The organism is Gammaproteobacteria bacterium (assembly GCA_040183005.1).
Classification (GTDB): domain Bacteria; phylum Pseudomonadota; class Gammaproteobacteria.
This window is the reverse complement of the sequence record JAMPIW010000007.1, coordinates 645,193-670,185: the sequence shown is the minus strand read 5'-3', so window position 1 is coordinate 670,185 and position 24,993 is coordinate 645,193. Positions and strand designations below refer to the sequence as shown.

21 protein-coding genes and 1 pseudogene are annotated in these 24,993 nt (G+C 56.3%); 8 read left to right on the top strand and 14 right to left on the bottom strand.

Features of this window, described 5'->3' with window-relative positions; genetic code table 11:
- Nucleotides 1–7: 7 nt before the first annotated feature.
- Together asnB and M3A44_09025 are read left to right on the top strand one after the other, a co-directional pair.
- Nucleotides 8–1,981, top strand: a complete 1,974-nt coding sequence (asnB, locus tag M3A44_09030) for an asparagine synthase (glutamine-hydrolyzing) (protein MEQ6341778.1) — start codon at nucleotides 8–10, stop codon at nucleotides 1,979–1,981.
- The gene (locus M3A44_09025) at nucleotides 1,963–3,102 is read left to right on the top strand and encodes a glycosyltransferase family 4 protein (GenBank protein ID MEQ6341777.1); all 1,140 of its coding nucleotides are present in this window, start codon (nucleotides 1,963–1,965) and stop codon (nucleotides 3,100–3,102) included. The genes asnB and M3A44_09025 overlap by 19 nt, the downstream gene beginning before the upstream one ends.
- A gap of 118 nt (nucleotides 3,103–3,220) precedes the next feature.
- Here M3A44_09025 and M3A44_09020 read toward each other — a convergent pair whose 3' ends face one another.
- The gene (locus tag M3A44_09020; GenBank protein MEQ6341776.1) at nucleotides 3,221–3,769 is read right to left on the bottom strand and encodes a Smr/MutS family protein; all 549 of its coding nucleotides are present in this window, start codon (nucleotides 3,767–3,769) and stop codon (nucleotides 3,221–3,223) included.
- A gap of 108 nt (nucleotides 3,770–3,877) precedes the next feature.
- Between M3A44_09020 and hemN the strand changes: the two genes are divergently transcribed.
- Nucleotides 3,878–5,260, top strand: coding sequence for an oxygen-independent coproporphyrinogen III oxidase (gene hemN, locus M3A44_09015; protein ID MEQ6341775.1), 1,383 nt, complete (start codon nucleotides 3,878–3,880; stop codon nucleotides 5,258–5,260).
- 56 nt (nucleotides 5,261–5,316) lie between these two features.
- Here hemN and M3A44_09010 read toward each other — a convergent pair whose 3' ends face one another.
- On the bottom strand, nucleotides 5,317–7,155 hold the full coding sequence (locus M3A44_09010; GenBank protein MEQ6341774.1) for an asparagine synthase-related protein: 1,839 nt from the start codon (nucleotides 7,153–7,155) through the stop codon (nucleotides 5,317–5,319).
- A 406-nt stretch (nucleotides 7,156–7,561) separates the two neighbouring features.
- On the opposite strand from M3A44_09010, the gene M3A44_09005 reads away from it, so the two are divergent.
- The 3 genes from M3A44_09005 to M3A44_08995 are packed head-to-tail and all read left to right on the top strand — an operon-like array spanning nucleotide 7,562 to nucleotide 10,659.
- The gene (locus M3A44_09005; GenBank protein MEQ6341773.1) at nucleotides 7,562–8,407 is read left to right on the top strand and encodes an ATPase; all 846 of its coding nucleotides are present in this window, start codon (nucleotides 7,562–7,564) and stop codon (nucleotides 8,405–8,407) included.
- A gap of 21 nt (nucleotides 8,408–8,428) precedes the next feature.
- On the top strand, nucleotides 8,429–9,496 hold the full coding sequence (locus M3A44_09000; protein ID MEQ6341772.1) for a homoserine O-succinyltransferase: 1,068 nt from the start codon (nucleotides 8,429–8,431) through the stop codon (nucleotides 9,494–9,496).
- Nucleotides 9,493–10,659 carry a hypothetical protein gene (locus M3A44_08995; protein ID MEQ6341771.1) on the top strand — a complete coding sequence of 389 codons (1,167 nt, stop codon included), beginning with the start codon at nucleotides 9,493–9,495 and terminating at the stop codon, nucleotides 10,657–10,659. The genes M3A44_09000 and M3A44_08995 overlap by 4 nt, the downstream gene beginning before the upstream one ends.
- 24 nt (nucleotides 10,660–10,683) lie before the next feature.
- Here the strand turns inward: M3A44_08995 and M3A44_08990 are convergent.
- From M3A44_08990 to M3A44_08980, 3 genes and pseudogenes are all read right to left on the bottom strand, one after another.
- Nucleotides 10,684–10,837 (bottom strand): annotated as a pseudogene (locus tag M3A44_08990) (sorbosone dehydrogenase family protein).
- 245 nt (nucleotides 10,838–11,082) lie between these two features.
- Nucleotides 11,083–13,770 carry an HAD-IC family P-type ATPase gene (locus M3A44_08985; protein ID MEQ6341770.1) on the bottom strand — a complete coding sequence of 896 codons (2,688 nt, stop codon included), beginning with the start codon at nucleotides 13,768–13,770 and terminating at the stop codon, nucleotides 11,083–11,085.
- 7 nt (nucleotides 13,771–13,777) lie between these two features.
- Nucleotides 13,778–14,785, bottom strand: coding sequence for a sodium:calcium antiporter (locus tag M3A44_08980; protein ID MEQ6341769.1), 1,008 nt, complete (start codon nucleotides 14,783–14,785; stop codon nucleotides 13,778–13,780).
- A gap of 172 nt (nucleotides 14,786–14,957) precedes the next feature.
- Between M3A44_08980 and M3A44_08975 the strand changes: the two genes are divergently transcribed.
- The gene (locus M3A44_08975) at nucleotides 14,958–16,211 is read left to right on the top strand and encodes a lipoprotein-releasing ABC transporter permease subunit (GenBank protein MEQ6341768.1); all 1,254 of its coding nucleotides are present in this window, start codon (nucleotides 14,958–14,960) and stop codon (nucleotides 16,209–16,211) included.
- Nucleotides 16,204–16,884: a lipoprotein-releasing ABC transporter ATP-binding protein LolD gene (lolD, locus tag M3A44_08970; GenBank protein ID MEQ6341767.1), complete on the top strand. Its 681-nt coding sequence runs from the start codon at nucleotides 16,204–16,206 to the stop codon at nucleotides 16,882–16,884. Before M3A44_08975 ends, lolD begins: the two co-directional genes overlap by 8 nt.
- 37 nt (nucleotides 16,885–16,921) lie before the next feature.
- On the opposite strand, the gene M3A44_08965 is transcribed toward lolD, so the two are convergent.
- From M3A44_08965 to M3A44_08925, 9 genes are all read right to left on the bottom strand, one after another.
- Nucleotides 16,922–18,097 (bottom strand): glycerol-3-phosphate dehydrogenase/oxidase, encoded by a 1,176-nt coding sequence (locus M3A44_08965; GenBank protein MEQ6341766.1) that lies wholly within the window; start codon nucleotides 18,095–18,097, stop codon nucleotides 16,922–16,924.
- Nucleotides 18,098–18,141: 44 nt separating this feature from the next.
- Nucleotides 18,142–18,903: a glycerophosphodiester phosphodiesterase gene (locus tag M3A44_08960; GenBank protein MEQ6341765.1), complete on the bottom strand. Its 762-nt coding sequence runs from the start codon at nucleotides 18,901–18,903 to the stop codon at nucleotides 18,142–18,144.
- A 32-nt stretch (nucleotides 18,904–18,935) separates the two neighbouring features.
- Entirely contained in the window at nucleotides 18,936–19,643 is a 708-nt protein-coding gene (locus M3A44_08955; GenBank protein ID MEQ6341764.1) for an endonuclease III domain-containing protein, read from the bottom strand.
- Nucleotide 19,644: 1 nt separating this feature from the next.
- Nucleotides 19,645–20,760: a pseudouridine synthase gene (locus tag M3A44_08950; GenBank protein ID MEQ6341763.1), complete on the bottom strand. Its 1,116-nt coding sequence runs from the start codon at nucleotides 20,758–20,760 to the stop codon at nucleotides 19,645–19,647.
- On the bottom strand, nucleotides 20,757–21,422 hold the full coding sequence (gene scpB / locus M3A44_08945) for an SMC-Scp complex subunit ScpB (GenBank protein ID MEQ6341762.1): 666 nt from the start codon (nucleotides 21,420–21,422) through the stop codon (nucleotides 20,757–20,759). The genes M3A44_08950 and scpB overlap by 4 nt, the downstream gene beginning before the upstream one ends.
- Complete coding sequence (locus M3A44_08940; protein MEQ6341761.1) at nucleotides 21,403–22,266, bottom strand: segregation/condensation protein A; 864 nt, start codon at nucleotides 22,264–22,266, stop codon at nucleotides 21,403–21,405. Before M3A44_08940 ends, scpB begins: the two co-directional genes overlap by 20 nt.
- A 2-nt stretch (nucleotides 22,267–22,268) precedes the next feature.
- The gene (locus M3A44_08935; protein MEQ6341760.1) at nucleotides 22,269–23,486 is read right to left on the bottom strand and encodes a tryptophan--tRNA ligase; all 1,218 of its coding nucleotides are present in this window, start codon (nucleotides 23,484–23,486) and stop codon (nucleotides 22,269–22,271) included.
- 73 nt (nucleotides 23,487–23,559) lie between these two features.
- On the bottom strand, nucleotides 23,560–24,213 hold the full coding sequence (locus tag M3A44_08930) for a site-2 protease family protein (GenBank protein ID MEQ6341759.1): 654 nt from the start codon (nucleotides 24,211–24,213) through the stop codon (nucleotides 23,560–23,562).
- 64 nt (nucleotides 24,214–24,277) lie between these two features.
- A complete protein-coding gene (locus M3A44_08925; protein MEQ6341758.1) occupies nucleotides 24,278–24,901 on the bottom strand; it encodes an L-threonylcarbamoyladenylate synthase in 624 nt (207 codons plus the stop codon).
- Nucleotides 24,902–24,993 lie beyond the last annotated feature (92 nt).

Here is a 24,993-nt window from a genome sequence, read left to right as displayed (position 1 = left end):
ATTTCTGATGTGTGGTTTGGTCGGTTTTCTGGGGGGCGTAGTGGGTGCCGACGGTGATGCGGCTTTACTGCGCCGTATGGCAGATACGCTCATCCATCGCGGGCCGGATGATGGTGGGGTTTGGTGTGATAGCGAGCAGCGGATTGGGTTGGGACATCGACGTTTGGCAGTTGTGGATTTGTCACCCGCTGGGCATCAGCCGATGGTGTCGGCGAGTGGGCGTTATGTGATCGCGTTTAATGGGGAGATTTACAATCATTTGGCGTTACGGAAGGAGCTAGGGCAAATCCTCCCTCCTGGTCACCCTTTTTCAAAGGGGGACGTCATTGAGTGGCGCGGGCATTCGGATACGGAAACGTTGCTGGCAGGGATTGAGGCTTGGGGGGTAGAGGCGACACTCAAGAAATCCATCGGTATGTTTGCGATTGCGTTGTGGGATCGGCAAACACATACGCTGACCTTGGCGCGCGATCGAATTGGCGAGAAGCCGCTGTATTACGGCTGGCAGGGCAGTGATAACAAGAGGGTATTTTTGTTTGGCTCGGAGCTTAAGGCACTCAAGGCGCATCCTGCCTTTGCTGCAGACATTGACCGTGGCGCACTGTGCTTGCTGTTGCGGCATAACTACATCCCTGCGCCGTATTCTATTTATCAAGGCATAGCCAAGCTGGAGCCGGGGTGTCTGTTGTCTGTTTCATTAGCGCGGCCTGAACCCAGGATCTGGAAATATTGGGACGCGGTTGCAGTGGCGCGCGCTGGCGTGGCCAAACCATTTGCGGGAACGGCTGATGAGGCGGTGGACGCGCTGGAGGTGTTGGCCAAAGACGCAGTGCGCCAGCAAATGATGGCCGACGTGCCGTTAGGCGCATTTCTCTCGGGGGGTATTGATTCCAGTACGGTGGTCGCGTTGATGCAGGCGCAATCTTCGCGCCCGGTCAAAACGTTCACCATCGGTTTCAACGAAGAAGGTTACAACGAGGCAGTTCACGCCAAGACGGTGGCGCAGCATTTGGGTACGGAGCATACCGAGCTATATGTCACGCCAGCACAGGCGATGAAGGTGGTTCCGCGTTTGCCTGGCTTATATTGCGAGCCTTTCGCGGACTCATCGCAGATACCCACTTTTTTGGTGAGCCAATTGGCTAAGCAGCATGTGACGGTGTCGCTGTCGGGTGATGCGGGAGATGAGTTGTTTTGCGGATATAACCGCTACCAGATTACGGAGAGTTTGTGGCGAAAATTGGCGGTTGTGCCAGCCCCGCTACGTGCGCTTGTCGCCAAGGGGATTACTTCGATTGCTCCGGACTGGTGGGATAGCTTGGCGCGTTTAATTCCCGGTGCGGCACACTATTCTTCGTTGGGAGATAAATTACACAAGGGTGCAGGGGTGCTTTCTAGTCGCACGGTGGATGAACTTTACATTGGTATTGTTTCACATCTGCAAAATCCGGCTGAATGGGTGATTAACGGCAAAGAACCACCGACACACTTGAGGGGTGCGCGACCTACGTTGGAAGAATTGAATGACGTGGAGCGCATGATGGTGCTCGATAGCATCAGCTACTTGCCCGACGACATTCTGGTCAAGGTTGATCGCGCTACGATGGGGGTTTCACTGGAAAGCCGGGTGCCGTTTTTGGATCACCGGGTCTTTGAATTTGCCTGGAGCTTACCGCTGGAATACAAGCTGCGTGATGGTCAAACTAAATGGCCATTGCGCCAAGTGCTTTACCGCCACGTACCGCGTGAACTGATCGATCGCCCCAAAATGGGCTTTGGTGTGCCGTTGGACAATTGGCTGCGCGGGCCGTTGCGTGACTGGGCGGAAGACTTGTTGGATGAGGCGCGCTTACTGCGCGAGGGTTATCTTCATCCAGAGCCGATTCGGCAAATATGGGCGGAGCATTTGAGCGGGCAGCGTAATTGGATGGCACGTTTGTGGAATGTGTTGATGTTTCAGGCATGGCTGGAGGCACAATAGATTTGAAATTAATTGCTCTCACATCCAATACGACCTGGTATTTGTTCAACTTCCGTATCGGCACTATTCGCGCGCTTATCGAGCAACATTTCAAAGTTGTGGTCATTGCGCCTTGGGATGAGTTCAGCCTCAGGCTGCGCGAATTGGGTTGTGATGTTTATGATATTGAGATGGATAACAAAGGGTCAAGTCCAATCGCCGATGCGAAGACTTTTTTGGCTTACCGGAAGCTGTACCGCACGCTTCAGCCAGATTTAGTGTTGCACTTCACCATCAAACCCAATATTTACGGCACATTGGCGGCGCGTTCGCTCGGGCTGCCTTGTATCAATATGGTGTCGGGATTAGGCACAGCTTTTATTCGTGAATCTTGGTTGACGCGCATTGTTGAGAGGTTATACAAGCTGTCTCAATCTTGGCCGCGCAAGGTGTTTTTTCAAAATATGGATGACATGGGTTTATTTGTCGAGCGCGGGTTGGTGCCGGCAGAGAAAGTGGAGCGGGTGCCGGGTTCGGGGGTGAATCTTACGCAATTTATAGCTGCGCCGCCGGCAAGCAATTCGTCCACGGTTTTTCTGTTGATTGCACGTATGCTCAGAGATAAAGGCGTGTTGGAGTTTGTTGAGGCAGCGCGGTTGGTTAAAGCGAGGCATCCAAAGGTTCGTTTCCAGTTGCTCGGCCAATTAGGTGTGGCGAATCGCACGGCCATTCTTCGTGAGCAAGTCGATGGGTGGGTAGCTGAGGAGGTGGTTGAATATCTTGGTGAAACGGATAATGTGGCTCCCTATATTGCCAATGCTGATTGCGTTGTTTTGCCTTCATATCGTGAAGGCATATCAAGGATTTTACTGGAAGCTTCTGCAATGGCTCGACCGATCGTGGCCACTGACGTGGCAGGTTGCCGTGAGGTGGTGGATGATGGTGAAACAGGTTATTTGTGTAAAGTTAAAGACCCGGTAGATTTGGCAAATATATTAGAGCGTATGTTGATGCTGACCAGTGAGCAGCGGGCTGAAATGGGTCGTAAGGGCAGGGAGAAAATGCAACGTGAATTTGACGAGAGGATTGTGATAAGACGTTACCTGGAAGTGATAGACGAAGTCATAAAAAATAGAGAATAGAGTGACGTGCCCATGTGCGCCGCGCGCAGTTGCATGTGAAATTTGCGGCGGCGGTGTTTGACTTTCACACTGGGTGGGTGAAGCGTTTCCACCCGGTTTTTCAGGCAATATCCATTCTTCACGCAGGCCTTCGCTTGAGCAGCACATAAACCGCGCCGGTGCCGCCATCAACGGCGCGCGCCGAGCAAAAGGCCAGCACCTCATCGCGCTGCTGAAGCCAACTATTCACTTTATTTTTCAACACCGGCAGTTTATGCGGGGAGCCATGCCCTTTGCCGTGGATGATCCGCACACAGTGCATCTGCCGCATCTGGCAAACGCGTAAAAAATCCGCAAGCGCCTGGCGTGCTTCAGGCACGGTCAGGCCATGCAGGTCGAGCTGACTGGCGATGCTGAACTGACCGCGGCGCAGCTTGCGCAGCAGGTTGTGTTGCAGGCCGGGGCGGGTAAACAGCATTTCCTCGCCAGTTTCCAGTTCGGCGGTATCGATGTCGTCGGACAGCATGTCTCGCAGTACCTGTTGCTCATCCCTCCAAGTCTGTCTGGGGATGGGCTTGGCACGCGGCGGCTGCGGCTCGATCTTGTCGTGCTGTAGCGGTCTGACAGTTCCCACAGTGCTGCGGAATAACTCACTGTCTTCCTTGCTGATCTTGGATTTTTTGACCATAGGTGCGCAATCTTACCACTGTCGGACGCAGGAAAACCCACTCTGTTAGTGGTAGAATGGGCAAAAAAGTTTCGTCCTCGCTGAGCCACCATAAAAACAGGAAAGATCATGGATCAATCACTGGTGTTCGACCCCGTCCTGATTCGCCGTTACGACACATCCGGGCCACGTTATACCTCATATCCGACCGCTGTGCAGTTCCATGAAGGGTTCACTGACGCGGACTATCGCGCCGCTGCCCTCGCCACCAATAGTGCGGCTTCGCCGCTGTCGCTGTATTTTCATATCCCGTTCTGTGACACCGTTTGTTTTTATTGCGGCTGCAACAAGGTAGTCACCAAGGATCGCTCCCGCGCCGCGCCCTATCTGGCACGGCTGTTCAAGGAGATTGAACTGCAGGGGGCGCTGTTTGACCGTTCGCGCACTGTGGACCAGTTGCACTGGGGTGGCGGCACACCAACATTCATTAGCCATGACGAAATGCGCGAACTGATGCGCGTGACCGGCGAATATTTTACGTTGCGCACTGACGACAGTGGCGAGTACTCCATAGAGATCGACCCGCGCGAGGTCGGCGCGGAGACCATCGCACTGCTGCGCGAGATTGGTTTCAACCGGATGAGCATGGGGGTGCAGGACTTCGATCCGCAGGTGCAAAAGGCGGTCAATCGTATTCAGAGCGAGGAGGTGACCTTGGCGGTGCTCGCAGAGGCCCGTCGCTGCGGCTTCAAATCGGTGAGCATCGATCTGATCTATGGACTGCCGTTTCAGAGCGTGGCGAGTTTTGCGCGTACCCTCGACAAGGTCATCGCCGTCAACCCGGATCGCCTGTCGGTATTCAACTATGCACACCTGCCCGAGCTGTTTAAGCCGCAGCGCCGCATCAATGAGGCCGATCTGCCATCACCCGCTGAAAAGCTCGACATTCTGAGTATGACCATTGAGCGTCTTGCCCAAGCCGGTTACGTCTATATCGGCATGGACCACTTTGCCAAGCCCGATGATGAACTTGCCATCGCGCAACGCAGCCGTACCCTGTACCGTAACTTTCAGGGTTATTCTACCCATGCCGACTGTGACCTCATCGCTATGGGCACCACTGCCATCGGCAAGGTGGGCAATACCTACAGCCAGAATGTGCGCGGCATTGATGACTATTATCAGCGTCTCGACGCCGGTCAATTACCGGTGTTTCGCGGTATCGAACTGAGTCACGATGATTTGTTACGGCGCGAGATCATTACCCAGCTCATTTGTCATTTTGAGCTGGACATCCCTGCTATTGAACGCCAATTCGGGATCAATTATCACGCCTACTTCAACCGCGAGCAGAAGGATCTTTTGTCCATGCAGAACGATGGCCTGCTGCAGATCAATGAACTCAATGTTCACGTGTTGCCCGCCGGCAGATTGCTGATACGCAACATCTGTATGGTTTTCGATGCTTACCTGCGAGAAAAGGCGGGGCAGCGCTATTCCAAGGTAATCTGAGCGCGCATGACAAATAATAATAACGGACAGGGAGCTTCGCACTCTGTACTATGCTTTTACAGCCTCCGCGCCTGCAGCCACTGTTCCAGCATCATCACCACCCAGATCATCACGCCATAATAGGAAGCATGGCCGGCGCGATGTTGCTCGATCAACTGGTCGAGATAGCCGGGTTTAAGATAGTTGCGCTGCCGGAATGATTGCAGGCTGTCATATGCCAGCTCCCGTAACGGCGCATGTTCATTCATCCAGACGCCGAAAGGCAGGCCAAAGCCTTGCTTGGTCTTGGTGATGGTCTCCGGCGGCAGAAAGTCGCGTAGCGCCTCTTTAAAGAAATAGCGTAGCTTGAAGCCTTTTACTTGCAGCGCCGCAGGTACTTGAGCGGAAAACTCCACCATGGCCTCATCCAGCAAAGGATAATGTACCTCTACGCCCGCCAGCTCGCACATGCGATTCACCTTGCGCAGGTCGTTATCGGCGAGTGTCTGCTTGAGGTCAAGATGCATCATGCGGTTGACTGGCAAGTTTGAGCGCGTGCGCTGGTAGACCTCGCGCATCAGTTGCACTGGCTCTTCTTGGTTGATCAGTCCGAGAAAGTCATCCATGAAGATCTCCGCAAGCGGGGTGCGGTGTAGGAAGTTGTAGGATTCCAGCCGGTCGGGTAGCGGCACTTGGGCCTGACGGATGTAACTTTGCAGTTTCTGGATGGGGCCTATCCCCGGCATGGCGAACACCAAAGGCTCAATAAACCCTTGCCGCAGCGCCTTGGGTGGAAGCGAATAATACTCAAACACCTTCTGCTTGGCATAGCGCGCGTTACCGCCGAAGATCTCGTCTCCCCCGTCGCCCGCCAGCATGAGCAGAGTGCCGTCTTCGCGCGCCATTTTTGCGCAATAATACGTGGGGACGGCGGAGGCGTTGCCAAAGGGTTCATCATAGGTTTTGGCGATGAGTGGGATGGCGTCCACCACGTCCTGCGGGGTTACATAGTATTCGTGGGTGCGCGCGCCAAAGTGACGGGCGGTGATGCGCGCATATTCGATTTCATCAAAACCCTTGGCCTGGAATCCTATGGAGTAGGTGTCTGCGGGCTTGCCAAGCACCTCTCCGAGCGTGCCCGAAACGGTCGAACTATCAGTGCCGCCGCTGAGAAACGCCCCTACTTCATTGCGGGTGACGGCGCGCTGGACGGATTCGCGCAGGATCTGGCGGAACTGCGATGTCAGTGCTGCCTGTGACTCGTGGTCCTTATCCTGATAGTTGAGCTGCCAGTAAAATTCTTTTTTAATTTGTCCGTCGCGGAAAAGGGCATACTGTCCTGGCAACAGTTTTTGTATTCCCTGATAAATACTGCCCGGACTCGGCACCATATGGCAGTACAAGTAGTTGAAAATCGCTTGCGGGTCGAGGGTGCGATTTGCGGCGGGATGCGCGATAACGCTGTCCGTAGTAGAGCCGAACACGAGCTGGCTATCAATGTGGGCGTAGCACAACGGCTGTATGCCCAGCCGGTCTATTGCCAGTAACGACTGATTTTGGTTGGCATCGATGATGGCGAGTGCGAATGCCCCGTGGATTTCCTGTAGCAAGTCCAGGCCGCTGCGCTGATAGGCCAGCGCGGCGGCGGCAGCGGAACCTTGCTTGCGGGAAAGGGTTTCCAGAGCTTCGGATCGCCAATGAATCCTGCCCTCCACAGCGACCTTGATGCCGTGCTCTTCGTGTACGTTGGCGAGCGCGAATCGGGAGCATGCCGCTAGCCCGCTGTTTGAGTCCCAAGCGCGAGGCGCGAGGTTGGCATCCAGGTTGCCGCCAAGGTTATGGAGCATGTCTGCCAATAGCACTTCCGCCTCATGTGATGCGAAGGCGCCGTTCATCCAACCGCAAATCCCGCTCATTTCAATATCTCTTTTTGATACACGAGGTACCCGTGCGCTTGTGAAAACCGATACGATTCAGTCGCGCCTTCATGCCCACATGCGTCCAGAGATCGGCAAACAGGTTGTGGATGAGGCAGCCTCCGTCCCGAAGCAGATTCGCCATCAAGTCTGGAAGCCCAATTGCTTTTGTGTCATGATTTGTCGCGGTCTTTCGAGCTGTTTTGGGTGCTTGCAATGCAAGCATTATTATACTCTTTTCGGGGCCGCTTTCATTAAAAAAATCATGTCGTTAGTCAAAAATTCCGGGGCTTTTTTAACCCCGAAACCATAGCTATTGTTGATGTATTGAAGGACATACACACTTCTGAAACAGCCTTAGCTTTGGCATACAATAGCGCAAGTGGAAAGATTGCGGAGCGTCCTTGTGAAATTGTCAGTAGAAAAATTCCGTGCATGGGAGCATAAGTCCATCACCCTGCTGGGTATGTCGGGTGTAGGCAAGACTCGCCTTTCGGCCATGCTGCGTCAGCGCAACTGGTTTCATTACTCGGGTGACTATCGGATAGGCACTCGCTATCTCGACGAACCGATTCTGGACAATATCAAGCTCCAGGCGATGCAGATCCCTTTTCTGCGCGACCTGCTACGTTCGGATTCGATCTATATCAAGAACAACCTTTCGGTCGACAACCTCAAGCCGGTGTCGAGTTTTCTCGGCAAACTCGGCAATCCGGAGCTGGGCGGCCTTAGTTTTCCAGAGTTTAAACGCCGCCAGGAGCTACACCGCAAAGCAGAAATTGCCGCCATGCGCGACGTGCCGGAATTCATTAGCAAGGCACAAGACATTTACGGCTACATGCACTTTATCAACGATGCCGGTGGCAGTGTCTGCGAGCTCGATGATCCGGAAACGCTTGAAATCCTGGCGCAGCACACCTTGATTCTGTATATCAAGGCGTCACAAACCGACGAGCAAGCGCTCATCAGTCGCGCCGAGGCCGATCCCAAGCCGCTCTATTATCGCGAGTCCTTCCTGGATGAGCAGTTGCAGTCCTATCTGCTTGATCGTGGCTTGGCCTATGTCGCCCAGATCGACCCCAATGATTTCGTCCGATGGATGTTTCCGCGGCTGTTTTATTCACGCATCCCGCGTTACGACGCCATAGCAAGCCGTTATTGCTATACCGTAACCACTGATGAACTTGCCCAGGTTAAGAATGAGGCGGATTTTCTCGCTCTGGTGGAACAAGCCATTACCCGTCAGTCCTAACCCCGTCGAGAGAAGTTCGCGATGCCCTTAGTAGCCAATTCTGATTTACCCACATTTAAACGCCTGGAAGATGAGGGCGAAACCATCGTCCAAGGTGATGAAGCCATTCACCAGGACATCCGCGAGCTGCACATTGGCCTGCTCAACATGATGCCCGACACCGCACTTGCTGCCACCGAGCGGCAATTCTTCCGTCTGGTCGGGGAAGCGAATCAGATCGCACAATTTTACATGCACCCGTTCACCCTGGACGCATTGCAACGCGGCCCGGAAGCCCGCGCCCATGTCCAGCAGTATTACGAGACCTTCGATCAGATCAAGGAAAAAGGTCTGGATGCGTTGATCATCACCGGCGCGAATGTCAGCCAAGCCGACCTTGCCCTGGAGCCGTTTTGGCAGCCCTTGATTGCGGTCATCGACTGGGCCTATGAAAACGTTACATCGACATTATGCTCTTGCCTGGCGACCCATGCCGTGCTGCAATTTCGATATGCCCAGAAGCGGCGCGCACTCGGCTTCAAACAGTGGGGCGTGTATTCGCACCGTGTGGTTGACCGGATGCATCCGCTGGTGATTGGCGCCAATACCCGTTTTGATGTGCCGCACTCGCGCTTCAATCAGATCGACCGTAGCCAGTTTGATGCCGCTGGTCTGCATGTGCTCGTGGAAAGCGAGGAGGCCGGTGTGCATTTGGCGGTAAGTGAAGACCTGTTCCGGTTGGTCTTCTTCCAGGGTCACCCGGAATATGACATCATCAGCCTGCTCAAGGAATACAAGCGCGAAGTCATACGCTTTGTCCACCACGAACGCCCGGACTACCCGCCCATGCCTGAAAATTACTTTCCGCTCAAAATCGCCGCTATCCTCAATGAGCACAAGGAACGCGTGTTGCACGCATTCAATCGGGGCGCTCGGATTACGGAATTGCCTGAGTCACTGATCATTCCCGAACTCGACAACACCTGGCACGACAGCGCCGAGGCCGTGATAAACAACTGGATTGGCAAGGTCTACCAAATCACCAACAGTGATCGCCGTTTGCCGTTCATGGACGGCGTAAACCCCAACGATCCGCTGGACTTAAAATGAGCGCGCAGGCAGGAAATATCATCTATCTTGGACCGCCCGGCTGGACGCGTGAACAGGCCATTGTCGAATCACAACGCCTGGGGTTCGGCGAACCGCTGTGGTTGGGCCGCCGTGGTTATGGTATCGGCTGGGTGGCTCAAAACCGCAGCACGAACACTGCCAAAGTGGATGCCCGTGCCCTCTGGCAATCAGGGAATGGCGTATTTCTTCCCGGTTTGGTTGCGAGCGACCTAGCCGCACAACAAGTACACATCACCGCCGCTCAGGGATTGATGGAGCGAATTCTGGAGGGGGAGGGCGGTGCTGATTTACTTGACGAAGAGCCCTACGCCACTCGCCTGGCGCCACAGTTTGAGCTGCTGGCATCCACCTGTGATGCAGGTGACGACCAGGAAATCGAGACGCTTGAGTTTGATGTTCTCGAAAACGGCAACATCGTGGCCGAGAATCTCTGGGTCAAGCTCTCCTGGCTCTCTTATGACGAAGACGACGCCTCACTGCGTTTTCGTTTTTCATTCGGCATGGTGGGTTATGAAGATGTATCGGCGGATTATCAGCGCCAACAATATGCAGCGCAATTGACCGAGGCCGTATTTCCCGAATCGTGCATCATAAGTGCAAACCCAGAGGTGGAGCGTATCCTATGCTCGACCTTGGCGATTAAGGCGCCAGCCTATGTCGAACGTATCGTGTATTTCAATGCGCCTAATGGCGGCGCCCAATTCCATCAAGACGTTGAGCGCGGACATCTTGGCGTGATCTTCGCCCAAGTATATGGCCGCACTAGCTGGCTGGCGGTACCGAAGCCGTCGCTCATCGAAGAAATTCAGCGTTATCTGGCGCGCCCTGATGCACATGCGGCGTTGATCGAGGCTGGCGTGAAACCCCGCGGCTTGAAGACATTGCTAGCCAAGGCAGCGAACAGCGACAGCCTGTCCGCATATCTTGACGACCATCAAAACGATCCGCTGGACATCCTGATCAACCGTGCCCCTGCCTTTGCGCAGCAGCTGATTGAGGCGGGATATGCCTATATGCTTGAACCGGGGGATGTGATTCTGTTGCCGCAACAGGGCGTCGACCATTGCTGTTGGCACTCGGTGTTTTGTATGGATGATTACTCCGGTGAGGCGCTGTCGTTTGCTGTGCGGGAACGGCTTTGATGGAGTAGTGAGTAGCTGATGCGATTAAATCGCATCAGCGGCATCATCCGATACCAGCAGTGCCGAATCAGGCATGACCTGAACATCCACTGGCCTGCAGCCAGCCTTCGGCGAAGGGCCGGTATTTCACGGCTCGGCTGCCTTCGAGATACACCATGGTGACGCGGTAGCCGATCTTGCGGTATTTTTCGGGGAACCATCGTGAATGAAGTCCAAGTTGTGCGCAACCTCCAGAAACGCCAGCGACTGCAATTGTAACTTCGCAGTTTATGCAATTCCGGAAGAGAAGAGTGTTGCTTATAATATATTTTGTTTTTCAATGGTTAAGCGACGTGGCCCGAGAGTTCGTTATCGGAGCCGCCGCTGCCCTCGATCACGCTGCGCTGCATCAAGGCTACACGGTTGCCTGTTTCCGCCAAATCGTTATCGCTGTTTTTTATACCACATCCGTGACAGGAGTTTACGCGCCTCTTCCAGCAGCAGCACTGAGGAGGATATCAACGCTGCAATGCCCCAATCTGTCAGAGAAAGATCAGTGGCATTAAAGATTTCCTGCGCGGGTGACCAATGGACGGCCAGGATCTGCATGACGAGCACGCCAACCAAGGCAAGCCACAATTTGCTGTTGGCGAAGAAGTGCTGGTTAAATGCGGAGCCGTGTTCGGTGCGGGCATTGAATGCGTTGAAAAACTGGAACAGCACGAAGGTGGTGAAAGCCAGCGTCAGGGCATGTTCCTGCGAACCTGTCTGCAGTGAGTAATACATCACGCCGAGCGTGCCTACCATCATGGTGGTGCCGTAGGCCAGCAGCTTGCCAAGGCGCCGCAGGGTGAGGATATGTGCCTTGGGGTCGCGCGGTGGTTCTGTCATGAGGCCGGGGCGCGCGGGGTCTACGCCCAGCGCCATGGCGGGCGGACCGTCCATAATGATGTTGATCCACAGGATCTGGACGGGGCTGAAGGGGATGGGCAGGCCGAGAAACGGCGCGCTAACCACGGCGAGCAGGGCGCCCATATTGGTGGAAAGCTGGAAGCGTACAAACTTGACGATATTGTCATAGATCATCCGGCCTTCCTTGACGGAGCGCACGATGGTGGCGAAGTTGTCGTCGGTGAGCACCATGGTGGCGGCTTCCTTGCTGACTTCGGTGCCGGTGATGCCCATCGCCACGCCGATGTCGGCGCCTTTGAGTGCGGGGGCGTCGTTGACGCCGTCACCGGTCATGGCGACCACGTGGCCGCGTTCCTGCAAGGCTTGTACGATCTTGATCTTGTGCTCCGGTGCGACGCGCGCGAAAACGACGATCTGTTCGATACGCGAGGCCAATTCATGGGGAGTAAGACGATCCAATTCCTCGCCGGTGACGGCATCACCGTGCAGGCCCAGTTCGGCGGCAATTGCCATGGCGGTAACCTTGTGGTCGCCTGTGATCATCTTGACGGCGAGGCCCGCTTTTTTACATAGAGCGATGGCGTCGCGGGCTTCGGGGCGCGGTGGGTCCATTAGCCCTATGAGCCCTGTAAGCGTCAGGCCGTGGATGTGAGCGAAAAGGTCGCCGTGCGGATCGAAGGTGGCGGCGGGCAGGGTGCGTGTGGCGACCGCCAGCACGCGCAATGCGCTGGCGGCCATAGTCTCGATTTCGTGTGTGAGCCGGTCACGCAACGTGCTGTCGATAGGTCGTTCTCCCTCCGGCCCGAAGAAGGTGTCACAACGCCCCAACAGGACATCCGGCGCGCCTTTCACAAACACGCGTACCCAGTCCCCATCCTGGTGGAATGTCGCCATGAACTTGTTGGCGGGGTCGAATGGGATCTCGGCGCTGCGCGGTGTCGATGTCTCTGCGGTATCCCGGTCCACCCCACCCTTGGCCGCCAGCAACAGCAGCGCGCCTTCCGTAGGGTCGCCAATAAGCTGGCCATCACGCACGCGGCTGTCGTTACACAGCGCCAGCGGGTGCAGCAGGGGGGTGAAGTCAGGCGTCGGTGAGGCGTTATCTTCCGGGTGGATGTCTCCTGTACTCTGGTAACCCTCGCCGCTGACGGTGAAGCGCTGTTCTTGATAGAAAAAGGCACGGGCCGTCATCTGGTTCAGTGTGAGCGTGCCGGTCTTGTCCGAACATATGACGCTAGTGCAGCCCAAGGTCTCGACGGCGGCCAGACGCTTGACGATGGCCCCCTGCCGAGCCATGCGGTACATGCCGATGGCGAGTGTAACGGTGACTACCGCTGGCAGGCCCTCCGGGATGGCGGCCACCGCCAGGGCGATGGCGGTGAGGATCAGCTCCACCGGTTCCTCGCCACGCAGCAGGCCCAGCGCCAAAACGAGTAGCACGGCAACCAGCGCAATACCCGCCAGCCGCTTGCCGAGCTGGTCCAGCTGGATCTGGAGCGGGGTTGGCCCTTCCTGGGTGGTTTCCAGCAGGCCCGCCAGGCGGCCCATCTCTGTATTCATGCCGGTGGCGGTGATGAGGAGTTCCGCGCGGCCGCGCGTCACCACGGTGTTCATGTAGGCCATGTTGAACCGTTCGGCCAATGGGATCGTCCCGGAAGTCAGAGGCTGAGTGTCTTTGCCCACCACATGGGATTCTCCAGTCAGGGCCGACTCGTCAATCTCCATGCTGTGGGAAGCGATGAGGCGACCGTCGGCGGGCACCCTGTCGCCTGCTTCCAGCAGCACGATGTCTCCGGGCACCAGCGCCTCGGCGCTGATTTCAGTGGTGAGACCGTCACGCCGTACTCGCGCCTTGAGCGCCAGCATTTTTTTGAGGGCGGCCAGACTTTGCTCGGCGCGGTACTCCTGGTAAAAACCCAGTGCGGCATTGAACAGGACAACGAGGAGGATCACGGCGGCGTCCTTGAGATCGCCAACAGCCCCCGCCAGCGCGGCGGCGCCGATCAGGATCAGAATTAGCAGGTTCCTGAATTGCCCCAGAAGCAACAGCCAAGGCGAGCGCGGCGGCTTTTCGGCGAGGCGGTTGGGGCCGTAAACAGCCAAACGCTGCTCCACATCAGCCGAACCAAGCCCCTCGCCAGGGGCGATACCCATCGTCTCGCTGGCTTTATCGACAGTGAGGGTATGCCAGGCGAGGGTTTCCAGATGCGCCTTATCCATTGAGCAATCATTCTCCATAGAGGTAAAGTACATAAGTGTTAAGCAGGTATATCGAGAACAGCAGAAGGCTTATCCAGCCGACAGTTTTGAATATCCTTGCCGTGGGGCGGTAAAGCAGCCCGACGATGGCCACGCCACTCATCATGACAGCGGAAAGGGCGGAAACTGCATGATGTTGTGAAACATGAGACAAAATCGGCCCCTTGAGAAAGAACAGATCATCAACTGCGATAATCAGGATATCAAACAAGTTGCTTCCCAGCAGGTTGCCGATCGCCATATCCAGCGCGCCGATGCGTAACGCGGCGAGCGTGACCGCCAATTCTGGCACCGAGGTGGCGAATGCGATGAAGAGGGTGCCAACGAAGGTGTTGTTCCAGCCCATCACCTGCGCCATTTCCTTGCCGATGAAAGGCAGCCAGATCCCCGCGCCGACCACAACCAGTGCTGCCAGTGCGTAGCGGGATGCCGCCTGCTTTAGCGTTACGTCAGGGTGGCGGGCGGCGATCTCCCTGGCGTAAGCTGCCATCTGTTGCTGCTCATAGAGGAATACGGTGCGCATGGCAATAGCATAAAGCAGCACGATCACCGGGGTGTAGATGCCCACATGTCCAATGGAGTAATGCTCTGCTTTTTCACCGAGCAGCAGATTGAAGCCGACAAAACCTATTAGTATGATACCGAATCCCGCCGACAGGATGTGTCCCTGGCTGGCGCGCGTATATATCGATTCCTCACGGTGCAGAAAATCCAGGATCATGAGAATGATCAGGTTGAAGACGCAGCTCCCCAGCGCATCTCCCAGTGCGATATTCGGGGTATTGGCAACAGTAACCGAAGAAATGCCCGTCGCCAGCTCGGGCAGGGATGTCACCGTAGCCAACAAGATCACGCCGATCCAGGTGCCACCCACCCCGGTCTTTTCCGCAATCATGTCTCCATAGCGGGATAGCTGGTAGCCCGCCAGCCCGATGAGGGCGGCGCATAGAGCAAACTGTAGCCAGACAAAAGGCAAAGGTCAGTCTCCGGGTTTTTTACCAGTATACCCGACGCTTGAAATGACTTGTGCAGAGACCTCATGCAGGAGAGGGGCGATCTCGATACTTTTCATTCTTTGGCTGCTGGATGCGTCCCAGTTTCACCAAAAAGCTACGCCTTTCACCCCCTTTTGTGGTTTAATCACGCCCATGTTTAAGCCGTTAGAAATTTTCATTGCCCTGCGTTACACCCGCGCCAAGCGGCGTAATCACTTTATCTCCTTTATTTCTCTGATTTCCATGTTAGGCATTGCCTTGGGCGTGGCGGCGCTCATTACGGTGCTGTCAGTGATGAATGGCTTTGAGAAGGAGCTGCGCGCCCGTATTCTTGGCGTGGTTGCGCATGCCACGATTTCCGGCGTAACGAATGGCGGGGTGCGTGACTGGAAGGCGGTGACCACATTCGCGGGCCGTTATCCTCATGTGACGGGCGCGGCACCCTATGTGGATGGCGAAGGGATGCTCAGCAACGGCTCACAGGTGAGTGGAACCCTGATCCGCGGTATTTTTCCGAATGAAGAACCTAAGGTGTCCGACCTGGGGTCGAAGATGGTCGATGGTCATCTGAGCGATTTAAAGCCTGGCGGGTTCGGCATCATTCTTGGCAAGGAGCTGGCGCGCAACCTGGGTGTGGGGGTAGGGGATAAGGTAACCCTGTTAACGCCGCAAGCCAATGTCACGCCGGTTGGGATTCTGCCGCGCCTCAAGCGCTTTACGGTGGTGGGAATTTTTGAGATTGGGATGTATGAGTACGACAGCGCAATGGCGCTGCTGCATCTCGAGGATGCCGCCAAGCTGATGCGCATGGAAGATGGCGCGGTGAGCGGCGTGCGTCTGAAACTCGATGATATGTTTGCCGCCCCGCGCCTGAGCCAGCAGTTGGCGCTCGAATTGCCCGTGGGCTACATGATCAGCGACTGGACGCGCCAGCACGTCAATTTTTTCCGTGCCATTCAGATGGAAAAAACCGTCATGTTCATCATCCTGACGGCGATTGTGGCCGTGGCGGCCTTCAATATTGTCTCCATGCTGGTGATGATGGTGGCGGACAAAAGGGCCGATATCGCCATTCTGCGCACGCTGGGAGCCACCCCGGCCAGCATCATGGTGATCTTCATGGTGCAGGGCACCCTCCTTGGCATGGCAGGCACGTTATTGGGTACTGTCGGCGGCGTGAGTCTGGCGCTTAATGTCGACACCCTGGTACCAGCGATTGAGCGTTTGTTTGGAATGCAGTTCCTTGCCGCAGATGTCTATTACATCAGCGAACTGCCGTCCGAAATGCGGCTTTCGGATGTTGTAAAAATCAATGTCGTATCATTTTTCTTTAGTTTTCTCGCCACCATGTATCCCGCTTTACGTGCTGCGCGCACCCAGCCGGCGGAGGCGCTGCGCTATGAGTGATCAGCCTGTACTGTGGTGCAAAGACCTCAGCAAAACCTTTAGCGAGGGTGGACTCACTGTGGAGGTGATCCAGGATGTGACGCTCTCGGTGGCGCGCGGCGAGCGCGTCGCCATTGTCGGCACCTCCGGGGCAGGCAAGAGTACGTTGCTGCATCTGCTTGGTGGCCTCGACAAGCCGACGCGCGGCGAGGTGTGGGTGGCGGGCAAAAACATGGCACAGCTCAGTGAAGTGCAGCGCGGGCGTTTACGCAACGAGGCGCTGGGATTTATCTACCAGTTTCATCACCTGCTGCCGGAGTTTACCGCGCTGGAAAATGTCGCCATGCCGCTGTTGATCCGCGGGGTGCGTCCAGTGGAGGCGGCGGACAAGGCACGCGCACTTCTTGAAAACGTCGGTCTTGGCGCGCGCCTGGAGCATAAACCTGGCGAGCTGTCCGGCGGTGAACGTCAACGTGCCGCCGTGGCCCGTGCCCTGGTGACGCAGCCGCAGTGTGTGCTGGCGGACGAGCCGACTGGCAACCTCGATCACAAGACCGCCGACCATGTATACAGCCTGATGCTGGAGCTGAACAAGGAGCTTCATACCAGCTTTGTCGTCGTAACCCATGACCTCACGCTTGCAGCACGCATGGATCGCACCTTGATGCTGGAGGATGGGGTATTAAAGGGGTGAAGTGGTTTAGTGTGTGGGGCACTTTCACGCCATTGGATCAGCGTGATACCAACTTCAATGTTCGAGTATTCGCAATCACCTTGCGCTGCGGCAAAGCGGATGCTATCTGCTGCATGGCTCGTTCTGCTGTGACGCGATAGGCGGTGAGTTTGCCGCCATAAATAGTCAGTAGCCGGGGCTGGTCGGCCAGGCCGCTATGCAGCGTGGTGTCGCGTGGTCGCCCAAACGCCGTCCCCGTGCCGGAGGGAAGGACGCGCAGGCCGGCAAAGGCGGACAGGATCTCGCGCTGTTGTGGCGAGCGATAGCGCGGAAAATAATGCGCCATGGTTTCCAGCAGATAATCTTTTTCTCCCTGCAGCGGTTGCACGGTGGCGGGGTCGCCGCGATATGCGGTTTCGGTCGTGCCCACCATCACCTTTCCTTGCCAGGGCATGACAAATACCGCGCGCTGGTCGCGAGGGGCCTCCACATAGTAGATGCCTTGTGTGATTTCACCGCCCACGATAATGTGCGTGCCTTGTACCAGTTCAACATTGAGTTGCTCGGGGGCAGGGGTGATCTTGTCCAGCACGTGGTTGACCCATGGCCCTGCGGCATTGACCAGAACTGACGCCTCGCAGCAATGCGGTTGGCCGTTATGCGTGTAATGAACTGTGCAGCCTTGTGCTCCAATCTCCGCGCCAGTGAAGGTTGAAGGCATGCTCAACTGGGCGCCCAAATCCTGGGCTGAGTGCATCACGGCGTGGGTGAGTGCTGCGTCATCGGTTTGTCCGTCCCAGTATTGAAATACACCCTGAAGTTGGGTGGTATCCAGTCCGTCGAGATTGGCCCAGGCACGGCGGGGCAGGGTGTGAAAGCGTGTTGACTTGTCCATCCCGCCCAACACGGCGTACAGGCTCAGGCCCGCGCGCAATTGCCAGGGGCGGCGCGTGGTGTTGTGGTAAACGGGGATATAAAACGGTTGCAGCCGAACCAGATCCGGCGCCAGCTTGAGCAGCAAGGCGCGTTCCTGCAAGCATTCACGCACCAGCCCAAACTGTCCGCTCTCCAGATAACGCAGACCGCCATGGATGAGCTTACTGGAACGGCTGGACGTGCCGCTGGCGAGTCCGCTTTGCTCCAGTACCAGCACCGAAAAACCCCGCGCGGCGGCGGCCTGGGCGATGCCCGCACCATGAATGCCGCCGCCTATTACTACCAGATCGTATTTCATCCTTATGTGGTGCGCACGGCGCGCCCTACAAAAATACGGGAAGATTATTTATCCGAAGCAAAACAGCCTCGTTTACGCAACGGCGGATATTTCAACATTTCACCGATGGCCATGGTCTCGATCAAGTCAGCGCCGCGGTTGCCGAGCACCATGGCTATCTCGGGATTGGTGACCTCATAGAGCGCCCAGCGCCAAGGGCCAGGCCACAGGATGTCACTGGCAGGTATCTTGGTGTGATTGCAGAACAGATAATTCGGAGCCAGTTCGGTGGCGGTGGCGCGGCTGGCATTATTCCATTCATGCAATACCCAGCCGATACGGTGCACACCCATGGCCCGCGCACAGCGTATGGCAAGCTTGTCGTAAGAAATCAGTACGCATTGCTTACGGGCAGGCTCCAGAACCTTCATCACCGCCTTCACCGTGTTCTCAATGCCAAACTCCCGGAGGCTCTCCTCCTTGACTTCGACAAAAGCCGTGGCGTGTGGCCAGCGCTGTATTAATGCAACCATCTCTGCGAGGGTAGGGATGGCAACATCTTTAAACGTATCCCCGAAGCGGGCGCTTTCGTTGACATGTATGCCTTCGAGTTGTGCCAGGTTTAGCGATAACAGACGCTGCTCAACGCCTGCAGTGCGTGTGAGTGTGTCATCGTGACACAGCACCGGCACACCATCTTTGGTGAGTTGCACATCAAATTCAATAAAGCAGGCCCCGGCCTGCAATGCGGCTTCGATACCGATCAGGGTATTTTCGGGATAATGTTTGGCGTAGCCACGGTGGGCGATCAGGCGAGGTGTGTTCATCGAATTATATTAACCGGTTTTGTGGCCATGTGCTATGTAGTTTTCGAAGGGCAGATATCCGCAAGACAGCAGCGTGCGCATAGCGGCCGCTTACGGCACACATCCTTCGCGTGATTGACGATCAGGGCGTGGTATTCGTTGAACAGGGGCACGGTGGCATTGTTGCTGTTACTACTCAGCGCGGTTTCAAATGTGTGGCGTAGCGTCTCGTAGCCTTCGTTGCCGTGTGCCAGGCCAAGGCGTGAAAACAGCCGCCGCGTATAGGTGTCGATGACGAATACGGGGCGGTTAAAGGCGTAAAGCAGTATGTCGTCCGCTGTCTCAGGGCCAATGCCGTGAACCGACAGCAGGGCGTTGCGCAGTGCATGTGTATCCAGCGCTGACAGTGCTTCCATTCCGCCCTGAGCCACATACCAGGTGCAGAAGTTGCGCAAACGCTGTGCCTTGACGTTGAAATAGCCCGATGGCCGCAACCATTCAGCAAGCTGCTCATGGCCGATGTTCATGATACATGCCGCATCGAGGTGGCCTGCTGCCTTGAGATTGGCGATGGCTTTTTCGACGTTGGTCCACGCGGTGTTTTGTGTCAACACCGCGCCGACCATGATTTCAAAAGGAGTATCCCCTGGCCACCAGTGTTGCGGGCCGTAGCGTGCATAAAGGGTGTCGTAGACCTTTGTGATGTGCAGGGATGCACGAATGCCGTGGGCGCATGGATGCGCAGGAGCGGCGAAGTCCATGTTACCGTTTGGTTTTGGACGGCTTGTGCTGCGGACTCCGCGAGTCGGGTTTAGAGTTGCGTGTTTCACGCTGCGGGCCACGAGCTTCACGTTGCGGGGCGCGTGTTGCGCGCTGTGGGCTGCGTGTCTCACTCTGCGGGCTGCGAGTCTCACGCTGTGGACTGCGTGTTTCACGTTGAGGGCTACGAGTCTCACGCTGTGGGCTGCGTGTCTCACGCTGAGAACTACCCGTTTCACGCTGGGACTCTCGACCTCGGGTCGTTGTTCCCCGGCCCCTGGCGCCATGCTTCCGATCCCTCGTCTGCGGCTGGCTGTCAGGCACAGCGGCATCTTCCAGCCCTGCGACCTGCATCAATTTTGCGATGCCGCCTGCATCAAGCTCCTCCATCTGTCCGGTGCGCATCCCTTTGCGCAACAGGATGGGGCCATAGCGCACGCGCATCAGGCGGCTCACTTTCACGCCTTGGCTTTCCCACAGGCGTCGCACCTCGCGGTTACGCCCCTCTTTGAGTACCACGTGATACCAGTGATTGCTCCCTTCGCCGCCGGCGTCCTCGATGCCATCGAAATTCGCCATGCCGTCATCCAGCATTACACCCTGCTTCAGACGCGCCAGCATCGCATCATCCACTTTGCCCAGCACGCGCACCGCGTACTCGCGTTCCACCTCAGTGGACGGGTGCATGAGTTTGTTGGCCAGCTCGCCATCGGTGGTCAGCAAAATCAGCCCGGCGGTGTTGATGTCGAGACGTCCCACGGCGATCCAGCGTGCGCTAGGTAGCCTGGGGAGGTGGCCAAAAATGGTGGGGCGTCCTTCGGTGTCGGAGCGTGTACAGACCTCGCCTTCCGGTTTGTAATAGACCAACGCGCGACGCTTGATTGGTTCCAGCTTATAGGTCTGCACCTCGCGGCCATCGATGGCGATTTTGTCTTGCAGCGTCACGCGGTCGCCCAATTTGGCGGGGTTGTCGTTGACGGAAATACGTCCGGCCTCTATCCACTCTTCGATCTGCCGGCGCGAGCCGAGACCTGCGTTGGCGAGCACCTTTTGCAGTCTTTCAGCAGGGGCCTGAGGGGTTGTGGTTTGGGTCTTGGTGGGGGGTGGGCGTCTTTTCATGGTGTGTGATTGTGTTGATCCGTTGTCATCGCGGAAGCGACGGTGTCATGTGCTGCATCTTCTGCAACATCGGGTAGGCCTGCAATGATGGATTCGGCCTCGGGCAGCTCTCCAAAAAGCTCCGCCGACAGCTCATCGAGGTTGCGAATTTCGGCCAGCGGTGGCAGGTCATTCAGGCTCTTGAGGTTGAAGGAATCCAGAAACTGGCGGGTCGTGCCGTACAGGGCAGGGCGGCCCGGCACTTCACGATGTCCCACTACGCGTATCCATTCGCGCTCCAGTAGGGTTTTTATGATATTCGAACTGACTGCGACACCGCGAATATCTTCGATTTCGGCACGTGTGATCGGCTGGCGGTAGGCCATCAAGGCCAGTGTTTCCAGCAAGGCGCGTGAATAGCGTGTAGGGCGCTCGTCCCACAGGCGGGAAACCCACGGCGCAAACGCTTCCTTTACCTGGAAACGGTAACCGCTGCTGACCTCCTTCAGCTCGATGCCGCGCTGCCCGCAATCCTGACGCAATTCATCCAGAGCGGTGCGGAGTTCTTCGCGCACGGGTTGTTCGCCTTCGGCAAACAGTGCCGTCAGTTGGTCCAGCGTCAAAGGATGCCCTGCCGCCAGCAGTGCCGCCTCGATAATGTTCTTAAGATGCTGCGAGTTCATTAACATGACCTGGTACTTTTACATAAATCGGCCCAAAGGATTCAGTCTGGATCAACTCAATAAGTGCTTCTTTTACCAGCTCCAGGATAGCGAGCAATGTTACCACTACGCCGCGGCGCCCTTCCTCAATCGTGAACAGCGTGGTGAATTCGGTAAATTTTTCGGCGCTGATGCTGTTGAGTATGTTGGACATGCGTTCACGCACCGACAGTGGCTCAAGTTGGATATGGTGGTGCGAAAACATATCGGCGCGCGCGAGTACATCCTTCAGCGCGAGCAGCACCTCGTGCAGCGTCACGGTGGGCGCGATTTTAAATACCTGCGCATCGGGCTTTTCCACCTGCGCGGGGAACACATCCCGCCCCATCTGCGGCAGGGTGTCGATATCCAGGGCGGCCTTTTTATAACGCTCGTATTCTTGCAGGCGCCGCACCAGTTCCGCACGAGGGTCGCCTTCCTCGCCTTCCGTCACACCTGCCGGGCGCGGCAGCAGCATGCGCGATTTGATCTCCACCAGCATCGCGGCCATCACCAGGTATTCGGCCACCAGTTCCAGGTGCAGCGCCTTCATCAGCTCAATGTACACTATGTATTGGCGGGTGATTTCGGCAATCGGTATGTTCAGGATATCCAGGTTCTGGCGCTTGATCAGGTACAGCAGCAGATCCAGCGGCCCCTCGAAGGTCTCTAAAAACACCTCGAGTGCGTCCGGGGGGATATAGAGATCCTGCGGTAGCAGGGTCATCGCCTCGCCATTCACCATGGCAAACGGCAACTCCTGCTGCTGTGGCGTCTCCGTCACTTGATTTGCAATTTTGACGATGGATGATAAGCTGCCGCTCATGGTTATAAATACTGTAGCCCCATCGCCTGGCGCACTTCGGTCAGCGTCTCACGCGCCACATCGCGCGCCGCCTCGCAGCCGTCGGCAACGATATTACGCACCAGGTTGGGGTTGGCGATGAATTCCTGCGCCCGTTCACGGATTGGCGCCTGTTCGGCAAGCACCGCATCAATCACCGGCTGTTTGCACTCCAAGCAACCGATGCCTGCAGAACGGCAGCCCTGCTGCACCCAACCTTTTACCTCATCCGTCGAATAGACCTGGTGAAGCTGCCACACCGGGCATTTTTCCGGATCGCCGGGATCGGTGCGGCGCCCCCTGGCCGGATCGGTGGGCATGGTGCGCAGTTTGTGCTGCACGGATTCCGGCGCCTCGCGCAAGGTTATGGTATTGCCATAGGACTTGGACATCTTCTGGCCGTCCAGCCCCGGCATTTTGGACATCGGCGTCAATAATGCCTGGGGTTCAGGCAGAATGATCCTGCCGCCGCCTTCCAGATAGCCAAACAGGCGTTCGCGGTCGCCCAGCGTGATGTTTTGCTGCGCCTCCAGCAAGGCGTGGGCGGTTTCCAATGCTTCGTGATCGCCTTGTTCCTGATAACGCTTGCGCAAGTCCTGATAAAGTTTGGCGTTTTTCTTGCCCATTTTTTTGGCGGCGGCCTCGGCCTTCCCGGCAAAATCGGCTTCACGTCCATAGAAATGATTGAAGCGTCGCGCAATCTCACGGGTCAGTTCGATATGCGGCACCTGATCTTCGCCCACAGGCACCAGCCCCGCCTTGTAGATAAGCACGTCGGCGCTTTGCAGCAGCGGATAACCGAGAAAACCGTAGGTGGCAAGATCCTTCTCCTTGAGCTTTTCCTGTTGATCCTTGTAGGTTGGTACCCGCTCCAGCCAACCCAGCGGGGTGATCATCGACAACAGCAGATGCAGCTCGGCATGTTCCGGCACATGCGACTGAATGAAAAGCTTCGCCGCGCCGGGATCAATCCCCGCCGCCAGCCAGTCAATGACCATGTCCCACACGCTGTTGGCAATGATTGCCGGATTTTCATATTCCGTGGTCAGTGCGTGCCAATCGGCAACCATGAAAAAACATTCATATTCGTGCTGCAGGCGCGCCCAGTTTTTCAGCACGCCATGATAGTGGCCGAGGTGTAGCTGGCCGCTGGAGCGCATGCCCGACAGCACGCGCTGGTGTTGTGTCGCCAAGGAATTCAAAGGTTACTCCGAAACAATTATGTAGGGCGCGTAGGACACACCTGACGATTCTACTATTGATTTAAAAATGAAATTACAACCCCATTATAATAAACAGCGCTCCCTGCACCATGTTCACCACGGGCAGCATGATATAGCCGAGCACACCTGTTGCCAGCAGCCCGAGCAGGATAAAAAAACCATACGGTTCAATACGATTGAATGAAGAGGCGGCGCGATCCGGCAGCAGGCCGGACATTACGCGCCCGCCATCCAGCGGTGGTAGCGGTATGAGGTTGAGCACCATCAGCATGACATTTATGGAAATGCCCGCGCTCCCCATATATACCAATGGCCGCGCCAGCCAGTCTAATTGTCCGCCCAGCACCAGCCCCAGCTTCATGACCACCGCCCAGAGTATGGCCATTAATAGGTTGGCGGTGGGTCCCGCCAGAGCCACCAGCGCCATGTCGCGCTTGGGGTTTTTCAGGTTTTCCCAGGTCACCGGCACCGGCTTGGCCCAGCCAAAAAGAAAACCGCCGAAGTACAGTAACAGGGCAGGTACCAGCAGCGTACCTACCGGATCAATATGTTTGATGGGATTGAGTGTCAGGCGGCCCAGCATCCTCGCCGTGGGGTCCCCAAAGCGTTGCGCCACCCAGCCGTGAGCGACTTCGTGAACGGTGATGGCAAATAACACTGGCAGTGCCCACACCGCCAGGCGCTGCATTATATTTAGTTCTTCCATTGGCAGAGTATAGCTGTTTTGAGGTATTTTCTGTAATCGTTCGGGCAATCAAGTTGTGTGCTGTTTAAGCTTCAAAAGGCCCCGCATCGCCCAGGCCGTGCCGGGCCACGACCGGTGCGCCTTCGATGAGTTCAACCACCGTGGTAGGTATGGCGCCGCAATTGCCACCATTGATTACAAGATCGACCTGATGTCCAAGTGTGTCATACATTTCCTGCGGGTCGGTCATGGGCAAGTCGTCGCCCGGCAAGATCAACGTGGAACTCATCAGCGGTTCCCCCAGCTCTTTCAGTATAGCCTGGGCAATCGGGTTGCCTGGGATGCGCAATCCGATAGTTTTACGCTTGGGGTGTTGCAAGCGCCGCGGAACTTCATGGGTTGCTTTGAGGACAAAGGTATAAGGGCCGGGTGTGTGTGTTTTCAGCAGCCGGTATGCGGCGTTATCCACCATTGCATAGGTAGCGATTTCAGAAAGGTCATTGCAGACGAGGGTGAAGTTATGCTGTTCACCCAGTTTTCGTATCGTCCGGATGCGGTCCATCGCATGCTTGTTGCCGATTTGGCAGCCCAAGGCATAACACGAGTCAGTCGGGTAAATAATCACACCACCCGCACGGATGATGTCCACTGCCTGCTTGACCAGGCGTGGTTGAGGATTTTCGGGGTGGATTTCAATAAACAGGGCCATATATAACCATACAGTGACGGGACAGCATCGTGACGGTACAATATCACGATAACGCCGTCACCCCAAATCTGGCACAAGCGCAGTTCCATACT

Coding starts and splice junctions, on each gene's coding strand:
- M3A44_08965 (MEQ6341766.1), bottom strand. CDS start 18,097: ATGAAATACGATCTGGTAGTAATAGGCGGCGGCATTCATGGTGCGGGC.
- M3A44_08950 (MEQ6341763.1), bottom strand. CDS start 20,760: ATGAAAAGACGCCCACCCCCCACCAAGACCCAAACCACAACCCCTCAG.
- M3A44_08930 (MEQ6341759.1), bottom strand. CDS start 24,213: ATGGAAGAACTAAATATAATGCAGCGCCTGGCGGTGTGGGCACTGCCA.
- M3A44_08955 (MEQ6341764.1), bottom strand. CDS start 19,643: ATGGACTTCGCCGCTCCTGCGCATCCATGCGCCCACGGCATTCGTGCA.
- M3A44_09020 (MEQ6341776.1), bottom strand. CDS start 3,769: ATGGTCAAAAAATCCAAGATCAGCAAGGAAGACAGTGAGTTATTCCGC.
- M3A44_08985 (MEQ6341770.1), bottom strand. CDS start 13,770: ATGGATAAGGCGCATCTGGAAACCCTCGCCTGGCATACCCTCACTGTC.
- scpB (MEQ6341762.1), bottom strand. CDS start 21,422: ATGAACTCGCAGCATCTTAAGAACATTATCGAGGCGGCACTGCTGGCG.
- M3A44_08940 (MEQ6341761.1), bottom strand. CDS start 22,266: ATGAGCGGCAGCTTATCATCCATCGTCAAAATTGCAAATCAAGTGACG.
- M3A44_08925 (MEQ6341758.1), bottom strand. CDS start 24,901: ATGGCCCTGTTTATTGAAATCCACCCCGAAAATCCTCAACCACGCCTG.
- M3A44_08995 (MEQ6341771.1), top strand. CDS start 9,493: ATGAGCGCGCAGGCAGGAAATATCATCTATCTTGGACCGCCCGGCTGG.
- M3A44_09010 (MEQ6341774.1), bottom strand. CDS start 7,155: ATGAGCGGGATTTGCGGTTGGATGAACGGCGCCTTCGCATCACATGAG.
- M3A44_08960 (MEQ6341765.1), bottom strand. CDS start 18,903: ATGAACACACCTCGCCTGATCGCCCACCGTGGCTACGCCAAACATTAT.
- M3A44_08975 (MEQ6341768.1), top strand. CDS start 14,958: ATGTTTAAGCCGTTAGAAATTTTCATTGCCCTGCGTTACACCCGCGCC.
- M3A44_09000 (MEQ6341772.1), top strand. CDS start 8,429: ATGCCCTTAGTAGCCAATTCTGATTTACCCACATTTAAACGCCTGGAA.
- asnB (MEQ6341778.1), top strand. CDS start 8: ATGTGTGGTTTGGTCGGTTTTCTGGGGGGCGTAGTGGGTGCCGACGGT.
- M3A44_09025 (MEQ6341777.1), top strand. CDS start 1,963: ATGGCTGGAGGCACAATAGATTTGAAATTAATTGCTCTCACATCCAAT.
- hemN (MEQ6341775.1), top strand. CDS start 3,878: ATGGATCAATCACTGGTGTTCGACCCCGTCCTGATTCGCCGTTACGAC.
- lolD (MEQ6341767.1), top strand. CDS start 16,204: ATGAGTGATCAGCCTGTACTGTGGTGCAAAGACCTCAGCAAAACCTTT.